At 40.7% G+C, this 16,460-nt stretch carries 20 protein-coding genes and 1 pseudogene; 17 read left to right on the top strand and 4 right to left on the bottom strand.

Annotated features, from left to right (window positions below; all coding sequences use genetic code 11):
* Window positions 1-165: 165 nt before the first annotated feature.
* Window positions 166-1,608 carry an AAA family ATPase gene (locus BLR42_RS17105; protein WP_091871684.1) on the top strand — a complete coding sequence of 481 codons (1,443 nt, stop codon included), beginning with the start codon at window positions 166-168 and terminating at the stop codon, window positions 1,606-1,608.
* A 48-nt stretch (window positions 1,609-1,656) separates the two neighbouring features.
* Window positions 1,657-2,031: a GNAT family N-acetyltransferase gene (locus BLR42_RS17100; RefSeq protein WP_091871676.1), complete on the top strand. Its 375-nt coding sequence runs from the start codon at window positions 1,657-1,659 to the stop codon at window positions 2,029-2,031.
* On the opposite strand, the gene BLR42_RS17095 is transcribed toward BLR42_RS17100, so the two are convergent.
* Window positions 1,982-2,869 (bottom strand): LysR family transcriptional regulator, encoded by an 888-nt coding sequence (locus BLR42_RS17095; RefSeq protein WP_091871673.1) that lies wholly within the window; start codon window positions 2,867-2,869, stop codon window positions 1,982-1,984. The two genes, BLR42_RS17100 and BLR42_RS17095, sit on opposite strands and share 50 nt — an antisense overlap.
* A 146-nt stretch (window positions 2,870-3,015) precedes the next feature.
* Between BLR42_RS17095 and BLR42_RS17090 the strand changes: the two genes are divergently transcribed.
* From BLR42_RS17090 to BLR42_RS17055, 8 genes are all read left to right on the top strand, one after another.
* Complete coding sequence (locus tag BLR42_RS17090) at window positions 3,016-3,537, top strand: flavodoxin (RefSeq protein WP_091871671.1); 522 nt, start codon at window positions 3,016-3,018, stop codon at window positions 3,535-3,537.
* 39 nt (window positions 3,538-3,576) lie between these two features.
* Window positions 3,577-3,948 carry a nuclear transport factor 2 family protein gene (locus BLR42_RS17085; RefSeq protein ID WP_091871668.1) on the top strand — a complete coding sequence of 124 codons (372 nt, stop codon included), beginning with the start codon at window positions 3,577-3,579 and terminating at the stop codon, window positions 3,946-3,948.
* Between the two features lie 18 nt (window positions 3,949-3,966).
* Entirely contained in the window at window positions 3,967-4,809 is an 843-nt protein-coding gene (locus BLR42_RS17080) for an aldo/keto reductase (RefSeq protein WP_091871666.1), read from the top strand.
* Window positions 4,810-4,813: 4 nt separating this feature from the next.
* Complete coding sequence (locus tag BLR42_RS17075) at window positions 4,814-5,008, top strand: hypothetical protein (protein WP_139165195.1); 195 nt, start codon at window positions 4,814-4,816, stop codon at window positions 5,006-5,008.
* 232 nt (window positions 5,009-5,240) lie between these two features.
* On the top strand, window positions 5,241-5,657 hold the full coding sequence (locus tag BLR42_RS17070) for a YjdF family protein (RefSeq protein ID WP_022762561.1): 417 nt from the start codon (window positions 5,241-5,243) through the stop codon (window positions 5,655-5,657).
* A gap of 129 nt (window positions 5,658-5,786) precedes the next feature.
* Window positions 5,787-6,224: a helix-turn-helix domain-containing protein gene (locus BLR42_RS17065; protein WP_091871660.1), complete on the top strand. Its 438-nt coding sequence runs from the start codon at window positions 5,787-5,789 to the stop codon at window positions 6,222-6,224.
* A gap of 146 nt (window positions 6,225-6,370) precedes the next feature.
* Complete coding sequence (locus tag BLR42_RS17060; protein WP_091871659.1) at window positions 6,371-7,648, top strand: MFS transporter; 1,278 nt, start codon at window positions 6,371-6,373, stop codon at window positions 7,646-7,648.
* 106 nt (window positions 7,649-7,754) lie between these two features.
* A complete protein-coding gene (locus BLR42_RS17055) occupies window positions 7,755-8,279 on the top strand; it encodes an S-ribosylhomocysteine lyase (protein ID WP_026498888.1) in 525 nt (174 codons plus the stop codon).
* On the opposite strand, the gene BLR42_RS17050 is transcribed toward BLR42_RS17055, so the two are convergent.
* Complete coding sequence (locus BLR42_RS17050) at window positions 8,274-9,479, bottom strand: GGDEF domain-containing protein (RefSeq protein WP_170832847.1); 1,206 nt, start codon at window positions 9,477-9,479, stop codon at window positions 8,274-8,276. The two genes, BLR42_RS17055 and BLR42_RS17050, sit on opposite strands and share 6 nt — an antisense overlap.
* 124 nt (window positions 9,480-9,603) lie before the next feature.
* A complete protein-coding gene (locus tag BLR42_RS17045; RefSeq protein WP_026498889.1) occupies window positions 9,604-10,089 on the bottom strand; it encodes a hypothetical protein in 486 nt (161 codons plus the stop codon).
* A gap of 241 nt (window positions 10,090-10,330) precedes the next feature.
* On the opposite strand from BLR42_RS17045, the gene BLR42_RS17040 reads away from it, so the two are divergent.
* The 7 genes from BLR42_RS17040 (at window position 10,331) to BLR42_RS17010 (ending at window position 16,064) form a co-directional block, all read left to right on the top strand.
* Window positions 10,331-11,083 carry a hypothetical protein gene (locus tag BLR42_RS17040; protein ID WP_091871657.1) on the top strand — a complete coding sequence of 251 codons (753 nt, stop codon included), beginning with the start codon at window positions 10,331-10,333 and terminating at the stop codon, window positions 11,081-11,083.
* 185 nt (window positions 11,084-11,268) lie between these two features.
* The gene (locus BLR42_RS17035; RefSeq protein WP_242879401.1) at window positions 11,269-12,606 is read left to right on the top strand and encodes an ABC transporter ATP-binding protein; all 1,338 of its coding nucleotides are present in this window, start codon (window positions 11,269-11,271) and stop codon (window positions 12,604-12,606) included.
* A gap of 4 nt (window positions 12,607-12,610) precedes the next feature.
* On the top strand, window positions 12,611-13,555 hold the full coding sequence (locus BLR42_RS17030; protein ID WP_091871757.1) for an ABC transporter permease: 945 nt from the start codon (window positions 12,611-12,613) through the stop codon (window positions 13,553-13,555).
* Between the two features lies 1 nt (window position 13,556).
* Window positions 13,557-13,997 (top strand): LytTR family DNA-binding domain-containing protein, encoded by a 441-nt coding sequence (locus BLR42_RS17025; protein WP_091825322.1) that lies wholly within the window; start codon window positions 13,557-13,559, stop codon window positions 13,995-13,997.
* Between the two features lies 1 nt (window position 13,998).
* Window positions 13,999-14,466, top strand: coding sequence for a DUF3021 family protein (locus tag BLR42_RS17020; protein ID WP_091871655.1), 468 nt, complete (start codon window positions 13,999-14,001; stop codon window positions 14,464-14,466).
* Between the two features lie 108 nt (window positions 14,467-14,574).
* Window positions 14,575-15,276 carry an ABC transporter ATP-binding protein gene (locus tag BLR42_RS17015; RefSeq protein ID WP_026498895.1) on the top strand — a complete coding sequence of 234 codons (702 nt, stop codon included), beginning with the start codon at window positions 14,575-14,577 and terminating at the stop codon, window positions 15,274-15,276.
* The gene (locus BLR42_RS17010; protein WP_022762573.1) at window positions 15,273-16,064 is read left to right on the top strand and encodes an ABC transporter permease subunit; all 792 of its coding nucleotides are present in this window, start codon (window positions 15,273-15,275) and stop codon (window positions 16,062-16,064) included. Before BLR42_RS17015 ends, BLR42_RS17010 begins: the two co-directional genes overlap by 4 nt.
* Before the next feature lie 204 nt (window positions 16,065-16,268).
* Here the strand turns inward: BLR42_RS17010 and BLR42_RS17005 are convergent.
* Window positions 16,269-16,460 (bottom strand): annotated as a pseudogene (locus BLR42_RS17005) (IS110 family transposase); the annotation flags it as partial.

Genomic DNA, 16,460 nt, shown 5'->3' with positions numbered 1-16,460 from the left:
TCGGGTTATGGCTATCACTTTGAGGATTAAATTTCCACAACTATCAATACAAAATAGTTATGGAAATAATGTGGACAAGAAACTTTCAAAAGTGATACAATTATACCAGATAAAATTTCCACAACTCGTTTTTAAGATGAGTTGTGGAAGAAAAGGCGGAATCGTATGATAGGAAGAAAAGCAGAACTCAAGCAACTAAAATCATTAAAAAATGAGGAAGAGCCTCAGTTTATAGCAGTTTATGGAAGAAGAAGAATCGGAAAAACATATCTGATTCGAGAAAGCTTTGGGTACGAGTTTACCTTCCAACACACCGGAGTTGGTAATGATGAGAAAAAAAGAGCCGAAACACAGAAGCAGGAACAGTTAGATAAGTTTAGAGAGTCATTATCGGAAGCGGGATATGATTGCAGTGAAAGGCTCACTTCATGGGCGGAAGCATTTAATGGGCTTAAAGAAGTAATCAAAAAGTCAAAAGAGAAAAAGAAAGTTATATTTATTGATGAACTTTCATGGATGGACACCAAAGACAGCGGCCTTGTGACTGAGCTTGAGCATTTTTGGAACGGTTGGGCCACAGCTAGAAAAGAAAAAGATGTGATTTTGATTATCTGTGCATCCGCCACTTACTGGATTATGGAAAAAATAGTGAATGATAAAGGCGGATTTCACAATCGACTAACAGGGCAAATACACCTGAAACCTTTTACACTAAAAGAATGTGAGGAATATCTCCAGGCTAAGAAAATACTGCTAAACAGGCATCAGATTATACAGTGTTACATGATTATGGGTGGTGTTCCTTATTATTGGAGCCTTCTTAAGAAAGGTCGAAGTCTTCCACAAAATATTGATGACCTTTTCTTTGCAGAAGATGCGCCACTTCGAAAAGAATATAATAATCTTTACAGAGCACTATTTAAAAAGCCAGATCAGTATATCAAGATAATAGAAGCACTGAGCGTTGAAAACAAAGGGATTAGCAGAGCAGAGATATGTGAGAAGACAGAAATTGCCAGTTCAGGTGAATTCTCAAAAAAATTACAGGAACTTGAAGACTGTGGATTTATAAGAAAATACATACCTGCTGGATATAAAGAGCGAAACGCGATATATCAATTGATAGATAACTACACACTTTTTTACCTTAGATTTTTAAAAAATAATACATTTGATGATCATTATTGGCAGGTTCAAAACAATAGTCCAAGCATAAATGCATGGAGTGGAGTGGCTTTTGAGCGTGTGTGCCTGGAGCATGTGCCTCAGATCAAGGCTGCATTGGGAATATCTGGAGTGCACACAGAAGTAAATGCATGGAAATGTGAGGCTGATAAAAAGAAGGGACTACAGGGATCACAGATAGATCTGCTTATTGTAAGAGATGATCAGATTACGAATGTATGTGAAGCAAAGTATTCAAAAGCAGACTTTCGAGTTGATGCTGCATTTGATAAAGATATGAGGCGTAAGATATCTGATTATATGGTTGATAGTAAGACTAAACATGCTATTCATCCGACTTTAATTACAAATTACGGTATTGTAGAAAATGAGTATTCAAGCGAATTACAATCAGTTATCACTGGAGAAGAGTTGTTTAGATAGATGAAATAGTACAGGCTTTGGTAAGTATTCAACAGGAGTAATTATTGTATGAACAATATTGTTTTGGGAGATCGCACAGAAGAGACAGTACGTATATACTTTGAACAGGCCCAGAAGCCCGCAATTAAGAATACGCTTCCACAGAAAGCCACTACTGTAGAGGAGGCAATAGCGGAATATCATAAAACGTTACTTCCAACCGCAACCAGCTATGGGAAAACTATTCTGGCAGACGGTAAATATGTAGGGGATATTTGGTGTTACTGCATAGATAAAACTGATATGCCTAATGCTATGCTGAGTTATTGCGTGTTTGATGATTCAAGTTGGAACAAAGGTATTGCCACAGATGCATCATCGATTATATTGGAAGTTAAAGCGGAAAAGCCACTGCATCTTTGTACAGCTTTTGAAGCGTCTTGATAAATGAGGCAAGGCTCTCACGACTATCCGCCTTGTGGGTGCATAGGACGCAGTGAAAATATTCCCTGCAGTCATAAGGGATCCACGCAAATTGTCCGCTATGGTCGTTTAAGAATCCGGGAGCAAGGCAGATACCTTTGCCGGATGCGACATTTACAAGAGTAGAGTCGTGATCGGGACTGTTAAAATACTCGATCTTCCCGGAGAAGATTAGTTTTTGCTGGACGGATCGTAAAGCGTTTGGAGAGCCGCCGCCTACCATGAGGGTGCGTCCGTAGATGTCTTCATCCGTGATGATGTTCTTTTTAGCCAGAGGATCGTTTTTATCGGTAATAAGGTAGATACCAGAATCAAAGAGTTTGTGGATGTTGATTCCCGGGATATGTTTAGTCTGTTCTATAAGTGCAAAGAGGATGTCGGACTCATCCTTTAAAAAGCTTTCCACACCGTTATCGTACTGAAACAGAGGAGTAACCTGGACACCGGGTTGCTCCTTTTCAAATATGCGGATAGCTTCGGGCAGAAAGTATATGGCTTGTCTGACCATCATGGAAACAGTTATGTTGTCCCTGTATCTGGCACTGAAATTCTGTCCCTGTTCGATGGCGCGTTTCATATCCTCACGCATACCGGAAAGATAGGTTACGAACTGCGCCCCGGCCGGAGTGAGTGTGGCTCCTTTGCCGTTTCTTTCAAATATCTTAAAGCCTACCTCATCCTCCAAAAGCTTTAGCTGATAAGAAAAGGTTGGCTGACTTACAAATGTGTTCTCAGCCGCCCGGCTGAAGTTAAGGGTATGAGCCAGTTCTATGCAGTAATCTATCTGTTTGGTTGTCATCGATAAATCTCCTTGAAAGTCAGCTATTTAAAAATTAAATCAATTATAGGATATTTGAATTGGATTATTCAAGTGTTTTGCGTGATAATCAAGTCATAGAAACAAAAATAAATGTAAACACCTGTAGATAAACGGAGGAGATTAAGATGGCAAAAACATTGATTGCATTCTTTTCAAGAGCGGATGAAAACTATTTCGGCGGAGCAATGAGATACGTAAAGGTCGGAAATACAGAGATCGTTGCAGGTCTTATGAAAGAGCTGATCGACGCGGATACATTCAAGATCGAGATGAAGGATCCATATTCACCGGTATACATGTCCTGCATCGATGAAGCAAAGAAAGACAAGCAGAACAATGCACGACCTGAGCTTACAAATTATCTTGATAGTATTGATGAGTATGACACCATAGTACTTGGCTACCCGAACTACTGGGGGACCTTCCCGATGGCAGTCGCAACTTTCCTTGAGAGATATGACTTTACAGGAAAGATCATCCTTCCGCTTTGCACAAATGAGGGAAGCGGTATGGGTTCCAGTGAGAGTGATATAAAGAAATGTGCTAAAGGGGCAACAGTAAAGAGTGGTCTTGCGATCACGGGTTCAAAAGCCGCAGATTCCAAAGATGCCGTAAAAAAATGGTTTGCAGCAAACGGACTGGTTTAAGAAGAAGGATGCAGGATCCATCTGAGCAGAGGGAATGAGATGATGAATGAGGAAGAACAGATCAGAGAATTATACAGGCTCTATTGGAAATACATGATAGATAAGGATGCAGAAGGGCTTCATTCAATCCAATCAGAAGACTATTTTCTTTGCCATATGACAGGTGTAAGGCAAACGAGAGCAGAATTTGAAAAAGGACTTTTAAACGGCACCTTCAACTACTATTCGGCAGACCATGACAGCATTGAGGTCATGATAGATGGTGATACTGCAAGGATGATCGGATGCAGCAGAGTGATCGCAGCAGTTTATGGCGGTGGAAAGGGAAGCTGGAGATTAAAAGGATCCTTTACTTTGAGAAAACAAAACGGAACATGGAAACTGACGAGTTCAAAAGCGTCAACATATTAATGAATGGAGGATTATGCAATGGAATATGTAACACTTAATAATAAACTGGAATGTCCCGCAGTCGGGATCGGAACCTTTATGCTTTCGCCTGTCGATGCAGAGAACAGTGTAAGAGAAGCACTTAAGATGGGATATCGTCTAATTGATACTGCCAATGCATATGTAAACGAGCGGGCCGTTGGAAGAGGCATGAAGGATAGCGGAGTAAAGAGAGATGAGATCTTTCTTTCCACCAAACTCTGGCCCAGTGAATATGAAAATCCAAATGCTGTGGATGAGACTCTGGAACGCCTTGGGGTAGACTACGTAGATCTTCTTTATATCCATCAGCCGGCCGGCAACTGGCTCGCAGGATACAGACTGCTTGAGAAGGCTTATAAGGAAGGCAAGGCAAAGAGCATCGGTATCTCTAACTTTGAAGGAAAGTATATCGAAGAACTTGAGACGAAGTGGGAAATCGCACCGCAGTTTGTCCAGGTGGAGGCGCATCCTTATTTTACCCAGAAGGAACTGCGAAAGACTCTTGATAAGTATGGGATCAAGCTTATGAGCTGGTATCCGTTAGGACACGGCGATAAGAGCCTGATAAATGAGCCGGTTTTTGCCGAACTTGGAAAGAAGTACGGAAAAACTCCTGCGCAGATCATTCTCCGCTGGCATACACAGATGGGATTTGTGGTGATCCCCGGAAGCAAGAATGTGGATCATATTAAGGATAATCTCAACATTCTCGATTTTAAGCTGACAGACGAAGAGATGAGAAAGATCGCTAAACTTGATAAGAATGAGAGATATTATCACAGGACAGATGAGCAGCTGGTCCAGTTTGCAGGATGGAAACCTGATTTTGAAAAGGCATAATGATATGAAGAAAAAAGTGGGAATCTTAAGTCTGTTTCTTACAGCGCTTATGGTAATAAGTCTTAGCGCATGTGGAATCGCAGATAACCGTGTAGAAGATGGTGCAAAACAGGATAATTCAGTTGCAAACGAGCAAAGCACAGATGAAGATACAGCTGAAGCTTGCGATCGAAGTGCCGGGCGAAGAGACTTCTGCTGAATGGCAGGAGCCGGTAAGCGAAGAAGATTATAGTAAGCTTGGTTAGGAAATAAAATCGGAATATAAAAATATAAGTGCAGAACAGGCTCAAATAAGTGTATTTGGGCCTGCTTTTTTATGGAAATGATAGGATAAATTCAGATAGACCGGTAAGAGAAATGTACTTCGACTTTGTAGAGAGGATGAGAAATATAGCTATGAAAAATGAAAGTAAGAAGCTCTGTCACAGAGGATGAGTAGAACCAGTGTGAATCTCACAGTATACTTCGATGATCCTTTCTGGGTGGGGGTTTTTGAACGCTTTTATGAGGGAAAACTATCTGTTTGTAAAGTTACATTTGGTGCTGAACCAAAGGATTATGATATATGGGAGTTTGTGCTACGACACTACTATGATCTTGAGTTCAGCCCTGCAGTAGATGCAACAATTAAAGAGATAAAAGATAATCCAAAGCGCAGGCAGAGAGATGCTGCGAAGCAAATGAGATGCACCGGAATTGGTACTAAATCACAGCAAGCGTTGCAACTACAGCGGGAGGAAATGAAGATTGCGCGAAAAATCAAAAGCAGGCAGCAAATAGAAGAGGAAAAACAAAGGCAATTTGAATTAAAGCAGCTAAAAAAGATAGAGAAGCATAAAGGGCATTGACATTTATTTAGATATATAAAATAAGTGTAGAACAGACTCTAATCAGTGTGATTTGTGATAATCACTATTCTGGCGTATCATAAGGCTTGTAGGGATTTTGAACGTGTAGATATTTAAGAGGGGAAATTTATGCTAAAAGATAATCTCATTATGCTTAGAAGAATTCATGGCTATTCGCAGGAGGAGATTGCAGAAAAAATTGGGATTTCCAGGCAGGCCTATGCCAAGTGGGAAAAGGGATTGACAATTCCTGATGTGGAGAAATGTGCTCTCCTTGCGGAGGTCTATGAGACAACAGTTGATAATCTTTTAAAAACCGGTAGCGAAGACGGAATCGGAATGATTCCTCCGCCGCCCAAGGGTAAGAATATATGGGGAACTGTGACTATTAGTGACGGAGGTCAGATAGTTATTCCAAAAGGCGTAAGGGATATGTTTGGACTTAGCGGCGGACAGAGACTTATCGTTCTCACCGATGAGGTGGGAATGGCGATTATTCCCGCAGAGCAGTTCGAAGAAAACATGAAGAAGGCTCTGGAGATGTTTGATGCCAGTGCAGAGAACTGATAGCAAAAAACCACCTCACCCTCATTTTTGATATCATTTGATATTATAGAAAATATATTTAATCTAAAGGAGGCATGCTATGGTCATCTGCGGTGCAGGTGCTCCTTTTTCACTAAAGTAAGATTAAGAAAAAGGAGCTAAATACAATGAAAAACAGAATAAATAAATTACGTGATTTTTATATACTTTGGAGTACACAGAGTCTGTCACAGCTTGGAAGTGCTATAACAAGTTTTGCGCTGACCTTATGGCTCTATGAAAAAACAGGGTCTGCTTTGAGTACGGCAACGCTTACCATCTGTACCTATGCGCCTTACGTTATCATGAGCATTTTTGCAGGGGCGCTCACAGATAAGTTTGATAAAAAGAAGACGATGCTTGTATGCGATTTGATGGCAGCCATGACTACGGTACTGGTATTCGTGCTCTATAAGACAGATCTTCTGACTATGTGGCATCTGTATGCCATAAACATGGTGTCAGGACTTATGAATACAGTTCAGCAGCCTGCCTCGGAAGTGGCATATACATTGGTTATACCTAAGGACGAGTATCAGAAAACCAGTGGACTACAGCAGTTATCCAGATCCCTTATCTCTATCGGGAATCCGCTGATTGCTGCAGCTCTTTATGGACTCGCAGGCCTTGACCTGGTTATAGCTGTTGACCTTTTGACATTTGCGATTGCGTTTGCAGCACTTTTATTCTTCATTAAACTGCCTGAGATTTCAGGAAACGGTAAGAATGATGGTAACGTACTTGTACTCGCAAAAGAGGGATTATCCTTCCTGAAGCATAATCCGCTTATACTCTGTGTAATCCTTTTTATGTCGGGAGTGAATCTTACAGCATCAGCCTTTGATGCGGTACTGCCTGCACTTGTGATTCCACGGGCCGGGAATAATGCCCTTGGAATTGTGACGGCATGCTCCGGAATAGCAATGGTAATAGGAAGCTTTTTGCCTACAGTACTTCCAAAACCTAAGGACAGAGTAAGAGTTATCTATCTTACAATGCTCTTTTCTCTTGGAATAGAAAACTTCGTTTTGGCGTTTACAAGAAATCCGATTATTTGGTGTGTCGCTCAATTTATCGGCTGGGTGTTTGTTCCTCTTATGGCGGCAAATCAGAATGTCATCATGCGTAACAACATTCCTGTGGAACTTCAGGGAAGAGTGTATGCGTGCAGAAATACGCTTCAGTTTTTTACTATTCCCATTGGATTATTCCTTGGAGGATTCTTCGTGGACAGTATCTGCGAACCGTTTATGGCATTTAACGGCAGCAACCCTTTCCTGACAACTCTTTTCGGAGCAGGAAAAGGCTCGGGAGCAGCACTTATGATGTTTATACTTGGAGTATTTGGAGCATCACTTTGCCTGATTTCAGGTCAGTTCATGAAAAGATATAAGTATATCGAATAAAGATGCTTATTCGAAAAATGATAAAAGGCAACTAATATGTTGTAACCGATACCATAATTTCATATAATTCAATCGTAACGATTTTTTATTATTTTGGAGGAACAAAATGGATTTAATACCGAGTTTTTCAGTTGATCACACAAAAATAGTCCCCGGTATTTTCATCAGCAGACAGGATGAGATCGGTGGAAATGTTATTACAACATATGATATAAGGGTTACAAGACCTAATAGGGAGCCTTTTGTAGATGTAGCTGCAATGCACACACTTGAGCATCTTATTGCAACATATCTTCGAAACGACCCTGATTGGAAAAATGAAGTAATCTACTGGGGACCGATGGGTTGCCTCACAGGATTTTATCTCATTTTAAAGGGTGGTCGTGCGCCTAAGGAGATACACGACCTTCTTCTCAGAGCGTTTAAATCTTGTGCGGATTTTGACAGTGTTCCGGGAACCAATGAGGAAAACTGCGGCAATTACCTTATGCACAATCTCTGGCTTGCCAAGCTGCATGCTGAAAAGTTTGCTGACTATCTTGAGAAGAATGCGGATAATCAGGCAATCTTTGAGTATCCTCAGTCAGATAGAGCTGTTACTGACGATGGACGTCAGTTCTTTGATTCATGATCCTTTTTTAATTTCATTCAGTCTCGTTATAAAGTCGCCGGAGGCCTTATGACGTTCTTCCTTGTCCTTGTACAGGGCAGAATCCGCATTGGACAGAGCCTGCTCGAAGGGTGTGGCAGGGGAAGTACATATATAAGTACCTGTGCTGAATATTGGGGTGTAGCTTAGAGTTTTATCATCTTCAAGGGCATTTGAGAGTAGATTCCTGAATTCGGAAGCAAGCTCTGCATCTTTCCCTGCGATGACAAATTCATCTCCACCCCATCTTGCAGCAACGGCATTTCTTGGCAGGAGGATTTTGCGCATGGCTTTGGATATGGCAACCAGAGCCTTGTCTCCTTCGTCGTGTCCAAGAATATCGTTAATACTCTTAAAATAATCCAGATCAACCATGATAATGGTTAGCGGATCATCCGCACTGCAGGTGGCGAGTTCTTCATTTATGAAATCAGCCATACGCCTGCGATTATACAGCTTGGTAAGAGCATCTGTATAAATCTGCGAATCCTGTAATTCTACAAAAAGTTTCAAAACGACCGGAATAACACATAATTCTATGGCAGGGAGATTCAGTAAGAATGCTATCAGAATGCCATTGATGGTAAAAAACAGTATGAAAATAATCTGGCTGTTATATTTCTTTTTCTCATGCCTGGTTTTGGCAAGCCTTCTATTGTGAATGGAGATGCCGGTAGCAGCAATCAGATAGACATAATCCATCAACAATATAAAAGAAAGCATGGGTTTGAAGACAGGGCCGTTTCCTGAAAGCTCATAGACAAATACGTGCAGGGGAGTATAAAGCAGTATAAGAACCAGAAATAAAGGAATGTGTATCAGAACAGACCAAAAGTTCAGAGAGCATATTTTTGTGAAATTTGATGGCCTGTTCAGATTGGCGCGTACATGAAGGAACCAGAAAAAGCATGCAAAAGACATGGAGGTAAAACCCGTAGACATAATAAAAAGCACAACAGGCCTTGGCAATGCAGAGTAAAAGCTATCCCCGAAAAGAAGCCTTAAATCTTCCAAAATATAGACCATAAAAGACACAAGCATGCCCTTAAACGCATGTATCTCTCTTTTGTTACCAAGGTTTTCATTGGTCTTGGAATATATAATGTTTAATGACAAAAAGCTTATGAACAGTATTAAAAAAATAAAAGGTTTAATCTGAACCTCTATCGGTACCATCGTCATAGCATAATCCTCCGCGTCGAAAGGATGCATAAGTACAATAACAAAATTGCACACTACTTTTAATTATACAACGTAAAAAAATGGCAGTTGATTAAAACTGCCATTTTTAACATTTTTTTAATACTTATTCAGTTAATGCTGCTTTCTCGCCAAGGAGTCCGTTTTCGCCGGTGAACTCTTTTTCACGTGTTTTTGTGATTACAGTGAGTGATATAAAAGCGATAAGACATAATATAGCAACAATCAATGCTGCGATAGCGCCTACTAAAAACGCCCCGGTATCCTTCATCATTATTTTCTGAGTTGCAGGATTCACCTTGACTTGGGAAAGATTGATATCAGGCTCAATTTCTTCTGATAATTCTTTGGAAACATGCCATTTCCCATCATAGAACCAATGAACCATATAAGTATATTCAGTGCAGAGCCCCTTATCGGTAGTTCTGTATCTGGAGCTTACATCTGTGATATAAGCCTGAACTGTTTCATATTTTTGATATCTGCTTGAAATAAAAAACAGAACACCTGTAAGTGCAACGAAAATTACAGCTGCTATTAGAAATCCCAGCCGTAGTACAGAAAAATACCCCTTTTTAACTTCTTCATCCATGTCCGTAAATAAATACCCCCATTTTATTGTCCCCTCAAATAAATATGTGTTTTAAATACACAGATATAAATATACCATTAAATTGGTCATTTTTGTTCAATTAAATTCTGAAGATTCTTTTAAGATTTTTATGAAAATGTTTATAACCGGCAGTGTGCAAGTTGTGTGATAATTATTTTGGTAATGTGTAATCAGTAAAACACATTTCCGTTCATTCAACAGATCCAGGAGGAAAAAAGTAATGATGAAGAAAACAGCGATAGCTTTAATATGTTCAATGGTTTTGGTTGCAGGCTGCGGAAGCACAGAGAATCCTTTTACACAAGATAATGACGTGGAAGAGAATACTGAAAACATTGAAACAATAGATGAGGAAGAGGTGGCAGAAGCAGCTACAGCGCAGGCTTCTGTAGAGACTATGGATGAGAATACGGAAGATCCCGAAGCTGATATGGCAAAGGCATCAGTACTTCCGGCATACGAGTATCCGGGACCTGAACTTTTTTATTCAGTCCTTTATCAGTACATCATCGATGAGTGCGGTCAGCATTTTGAAAAAGCGGATGTCGGAATTCCTTGCCTGAACATTGTGGCTGAGGATGAGAGCGACAAGAATGACATAAAGGTATGGGGTGATTTCTGGTATTACAACTATGAACTGAATGGAGATACGTTGGAGATGGTATCCGGCGGATCTTTCCCCGGATGTATTCACATCAAGAGCACAGATGAAGGCTATGAGGTTACAGAGTTTGAGATGGTCGGAGATGGATCCGATTATACACCTACAGCAAAGAAGATATTTGATAAGCACTATGATGAGTTCACAAAAATGAATGAAGATACAGAGGCTAAAGAGAAGACAAGAGCACAGATCATTGCCAATTATGTAGCAGCCAATAACCTTGAGATTACCCAGTATAAGGATTACGGCTGGGAGCCGGTAAAGCTCCCTGAGGAGAATATTGACAGCTTTTACAGCACTCTGGATTAAATAAGCTTTTCCATATCTTTTCTCTTATATATGCCTGACAGCAGTAAAATGTCTGCTGCCAGGCGTTTTTAATGAAATTGAGAACGGAAAAAAATTTATATAAAATTCAGAACGTATAGTGGTAATAATATAAACGCTTTATGGTATATTTGATATATATAAGTATGAAAAGGAGCGTGCTCTATATGAATATAAATATAGATACTATGAATACAGTATTGAATTGTGTCAGAGATGGAGTCTCTTTCATATTAGTCAGCATCGGATATATGAAAATATTCGAGAAGTGCGGAGTGCAAAAGCGCTGGGCGTTTATCCCTGTGCTCAGAGAATATCATTTAAGCCTGTGCGCAGATAAAGAGAAAGAGGGCAGAACATATACTATTCTGTCATGCCTGATATATGTGATTGGAATAGCTATTGCTTTATTAAATGGACATGACATGCTCCTGGCACTACTCGCAATACCCTTCGTCGGGATTGTGGTAGCTCAGGTTATTTTTGAGATAAAGATATATCTGGGACTTATTGATGTCTTTGGCAGAAGAAAAAGATGGATATGGCTATTCATATTTTTGGAATGGTTTACTGTTCTTTATTGGGGTTTTTCGAAAAAACTTGTACCGACTCGAAAAGTACAGGATCTTAAGGATATTGAAGGAGCAAAGGAGTTTGGCGAAGATATTACAGTAGCTGATGAGGGACTTACGGTTAATATCAGGAACAGATCGGTAATCGATTTCTTCAAGAGAAAAGTCCTTTTAAAAGATATCCATATGACTATTCCCAAGGGACATATGGTACTTCTTCTTGGCGGTTCCGGAGCAGGAAAAACAACTTACCTGAATGCAGTTACCGGTTATGAGCAGGCCGATGCTGAAATAAAGCTTGATTCTGAGGATGTTTATAAAGACTATACAAGTATGAAGTATGATATCGGCTTTGTTCCGCAGCAGGATTTGATGAGGGGGAATGATACGGTTCTTATGACTCTTAGTGATGCAGCAACGCTGAGATTACCTTCAAATATATCGTTTCAGGACAGGATGAAGAGAGTGGAAGAGGTTCTTGAACAGTTTGGCCTTGCCTCGGTTAAGAACAATCTTGTCGAGAAGCTCTCCGGCGGACAGCGCAAGAGACTTTCCATTGCAATGGAGTTTATATCCGATCCCACGCTGTTTATTCTTGATGAGCCGGATTCGGGGCTTGACGGTGTTGTGGCGAGGAATCTTTTTGAGAAACTTCGGCAGATTGCCGACGAGGGGAAAATTGTGGTAGTAATTACTCATACTCCCGACAGAGTAATAGACCTTTTTGATGATGTAATAGTTCTTGCAAAGGATCAGACGAGGACAGGCCGCCTTGCCTGGTACGGACCTGTAAATGAAGCTTATGAATTTTTCGGTAAGGATTCCATGGAGGATATCCTTCTTACCATAAACCAGAAGGATGAAGGCGGAGAAGGAAAAGCAGATGAGTTTGTTGAAAAGTATGCTGACAGAGTAAAGGAAAATGTGGGGTGATGGTATGAGAAAAGTGAGATTAAGACACACCGGACGTTTTATACAGACCTTTATTTATCTTGGAAAGCTTTTCAGAATGTTTCTTTTCCAGAACGACTGGAAGGTGCTTCCGATGTCAGCGGTTATAGCAGGACTTGTTTCCTTTGCGGTGGGAAAGAATATCTTTGTTACCATGGAAGGTACTCTTATGGGCACGTTCGCCCTCGCATGTATATGTGTATGGAACGGCTTTTTCAACTCAATCCAGATGATATGCAGAGAGCGGGCAATTGTAAAAAGAGAACATAGATCGGGAATGCACATCAGTTCCTATGTGGCGGCGCACATGATCTATCAGGCACTGTTATGTCTTGCGCAGGTTGTAATAACCATAAACGTATGCATCTTTATGAAAGTTAAGATGCCTTCAGAGAGCCTCTTCACAGCGTGGCCTCTTGTTGATATAGGAATAACACTTTTTCTTATAACCTATGCTGCCGATATGCTGGCACTTCTTATATCATCCTTTGCAAGAACTACGACAACTGCCATGACGATAATGCCATTTATGCTGATTGTACAGCTCTTGTTTTCAGGCAGCTTTTTTAATCTTCCGGAGCAGGCTATGCCCTTTACCAATATCACTGTTACAAAGTGGGGGCTTACAGCCCTATGTGCGCAGGGAAATTACAACTCCCTCCCGATGGTTTCTGTATGGAATAACGCTCTGAAAATGAAGGACTACGAGGTAGAGGGAGAAAAGCCTCTTTTGGAAGCCTTCAAGATGATTGAGGAAAACGATCAGCGCGATGCAATTCTTAAGGAATCAGGTTCGTTGAATCAGAATCCTGACTTTAATTTTGACAGAGGGGTAGTCGTTAAGTGCTGGATATGGATGATAATCTGGACAATAATATATGCAGCTCTTGCGGTGATTATTCTGGAATTTATTGATATGGACAAGCGGTGACATGAAAACAGACATCCAAAAAATCAGCGAGGGCGAGGAAAGTATCGTTATAAGATACAAAGAGCTTACTCCTGATCTCAACAAAATAATAGGGATTCTTGAAGGTACCGGCAGCAGACTGTGGGGCAAAACCGAGACCGGAACGGAATGTATTAACATCGAAGAGCTCTTATACCTTGAATCTGTCGATGACAAATTATTTGCCTATTCCGGGGACAAGGTCCTGAAAATCGATGGTTCATTAAACTCATTTATGACAGACCTGGACGATGGGAGTTTTTTCAGATGCAGCAAGTCTATGGTTCTGAATGTCAACAGAGTTACGGCGCTAAAGAGTCTGTCCTCAAACCGCATTGATGCAACTATGGAGGGTGGCGAGCACATTATTATTTCAAGGCGTTATGCATCGGATTTCAGGAGACTATTGAAGGGAGAACGGTAGTATGAAGGACGAAAAAAAAATCACCCTCTGGGAACTGTATCTTACAAAGGAAATCGGAATAGAGTTCAAGGCCTGCCTGTATTTTTTTGCGATTCTCTTTTACTATTGCTGCTACAGGATGCTGAACGGCATCTTTGATGCAAGTATTCTGCATATGACCGTGCTCATCTTTACCTGCTACATCATAGGTTACATTCAGGTGTACGTGCTCTGGAACTTCGATGAGGCCGATAGTATGGGGGTAAAAGAAGTGGCCGGAATGATCATATGTACGGCGCTCTACTCAGTGGTTTCCTGGTTTGGAAACTGGTTTGACAGGAACATCATTGTCACCTTAATCTTTGCGGCATACATCCTTTTCACTTACTTCTGTGTCTTCCTGATCTACAGATCAAAGCGCCGGATTGATGATAAAAAGCTCAACGAAGATCTTAAATTATTCCAGACCAGACATAAAAAAAGTGAATGATAGCGGCGAAATTGTGCACCTTACGGGAACAGATATTGTTCCCGTTTTTTATTTCTGATATTTGTTAATTATAGAGAGGAAAAACAGTAAAAAAGGAAGGGGTGCGTTATGAGTAAGAAAGTAATAGAGATAAATAATCTTACAAAGAGCTACGGAAAAAGCAGGGGCGTTATAGATGTTTCACTAAGCGTGGAAGAAGGGGATATTTTCGGGTTCATCGGACCAAACGGAGCGGGGAAATCCACCACGATACGTTCCATGCTCGGGTTTCTTAAATTTCAGTCCGGAAGCATAAATATACTTGGAATGGACAGCGTCCGTGATCATGAAAAGATCCTCCGGGAAGTAGGTTACATGCCATCTGAAGCATGGTTCTACGATTCAATGAGGGTGTCCGATGTTATAAAATATGCCGCTGATGTTAGAGGCGGTGATTACTCGGAAGAAGCAGGAAAAATCTGCGAGAGATTAAAGCTCGATACAACAAAGAGAATTAAACAGCTTTCACTTGGAAATCGGAAAAAGGTCAGCATCACCTGTGCCATGCAGCATAAGCCCAAGCTCTTCGTATTCGATGAGCCAACGAGCGGACTTGACCCTCTTATCCAGAAGCATTTTTTCTCACTTATAAATGAGTACGTTGATAAGGGAGCCACCTGTCTTCTTTCCACCCATGTGCTGTCAGAGGTAGATAAGTACTGCAGGCATGCAGCAATAATGCGGGAGGGGAGACTAACCATGCTTGAGTCGCCGCATATTGATGATGAGACATTTTTGAGTTTTTACGAGGACGAGGAGGAAGAATCATGAGAACGGTTTTAAAAAGAGAATTGATTCAGAATTTTAAGAATCTGCTTATATGGAGCCTTTCGGTTGGAATACTCGGGCTTTTCTGCATACTGCTTTACGATTCAATGCAGGGAGATATGAAGGAAATGGCTGATGCCTTTTCCAACATGGGGGCATTTTCGGACGCCTTTGGAATGAGTACCTTAAGTATTGCAACCCTGAAGGGATATTTTTCAACAGAGATCGGTGCGGTTCACGGACTTGGAAGCGGGATGTTTGCAGCGATTACAGCAATAAGCATCATATCAAAGGAAGAGGATGGACATAGTGGCGAGTTCCTGTTTTCACTTCCTCTTTCAAGGTCAAGGATAATAGCTGCGAAGGGGCTTTGCGTTGCCATTATGATCATTATTTTCACAGCTGTATGCACCGGTTTTTATGTCATTGGTTTTAATATACTCGGCGAGGAGATGCCTATGGACCAGTTCTTTACCTTTATGGGGACGCAGCTTCTCATGAATGCTGAGATTGCAGGAATTTGCTTTGGATTATCATCACTTGCAGGGAAGAACAGGATAGGCCTTGGGCTTGGAATCGCGCTTCTTTGCTACAGCTATGATGTGATGGGAAGAGTTGTGCCGGATCTTAAGGATTACCTCTTTGTGGGACCGTATTCTTATTGTAATGCCGCAGAGATTTTTACTGAGACGGAAACGCCGGCTAAGGCGCTGGTAACTGCTGCTGTAGTTCTTGTACTTTGTGTGGTATTTGCTTTTTGGAATTATAACAGAAGAGACCTTGCAAGCTGATCTGAAAGGATTGTGTTATAAAATAGTTTCCTTTAATCCTTTAATGTGTTAAAATGATAAAGCGTTTTATCATTATGAAAAAAGTCCAGCTAAGAAATGTCAAGGAGTAAATTGAAAATGTTAGAAATTAGTCATTACCTGCATTTTGGGTAACCTTAATAAAGCTAATTCATTTATAGCACATTGAAAATGACAAATTAGATATTAGGCAGCTTTTGTAGTGCGGTTGAGTAGATCAAACTGCTTTCTGTGTTCTTCAGGAGTAATCATCTCATAGGGTTTGTTATCCCGAAGCATAGCAAAGATGATATTACACACTTTGTGCATTACAGCACCTATAGCAACGTTCTTCTTTTTGGTTTTACATTTCAAGGTGTAGAACTCATGAATGACTGG

This window comes from Butyrivibrio sp. INlla16 (assembly GCF_900104155.1).
GTDB lineage: Bacteria > Bacillota > Clostridia > Lachnospirales > Lachnospiraceae > Butyrivibrio.
Note: the sequence above shows the minus strand (reverse complement) of the source record. Positions and strands in the feature narration are given on the sequence as shown.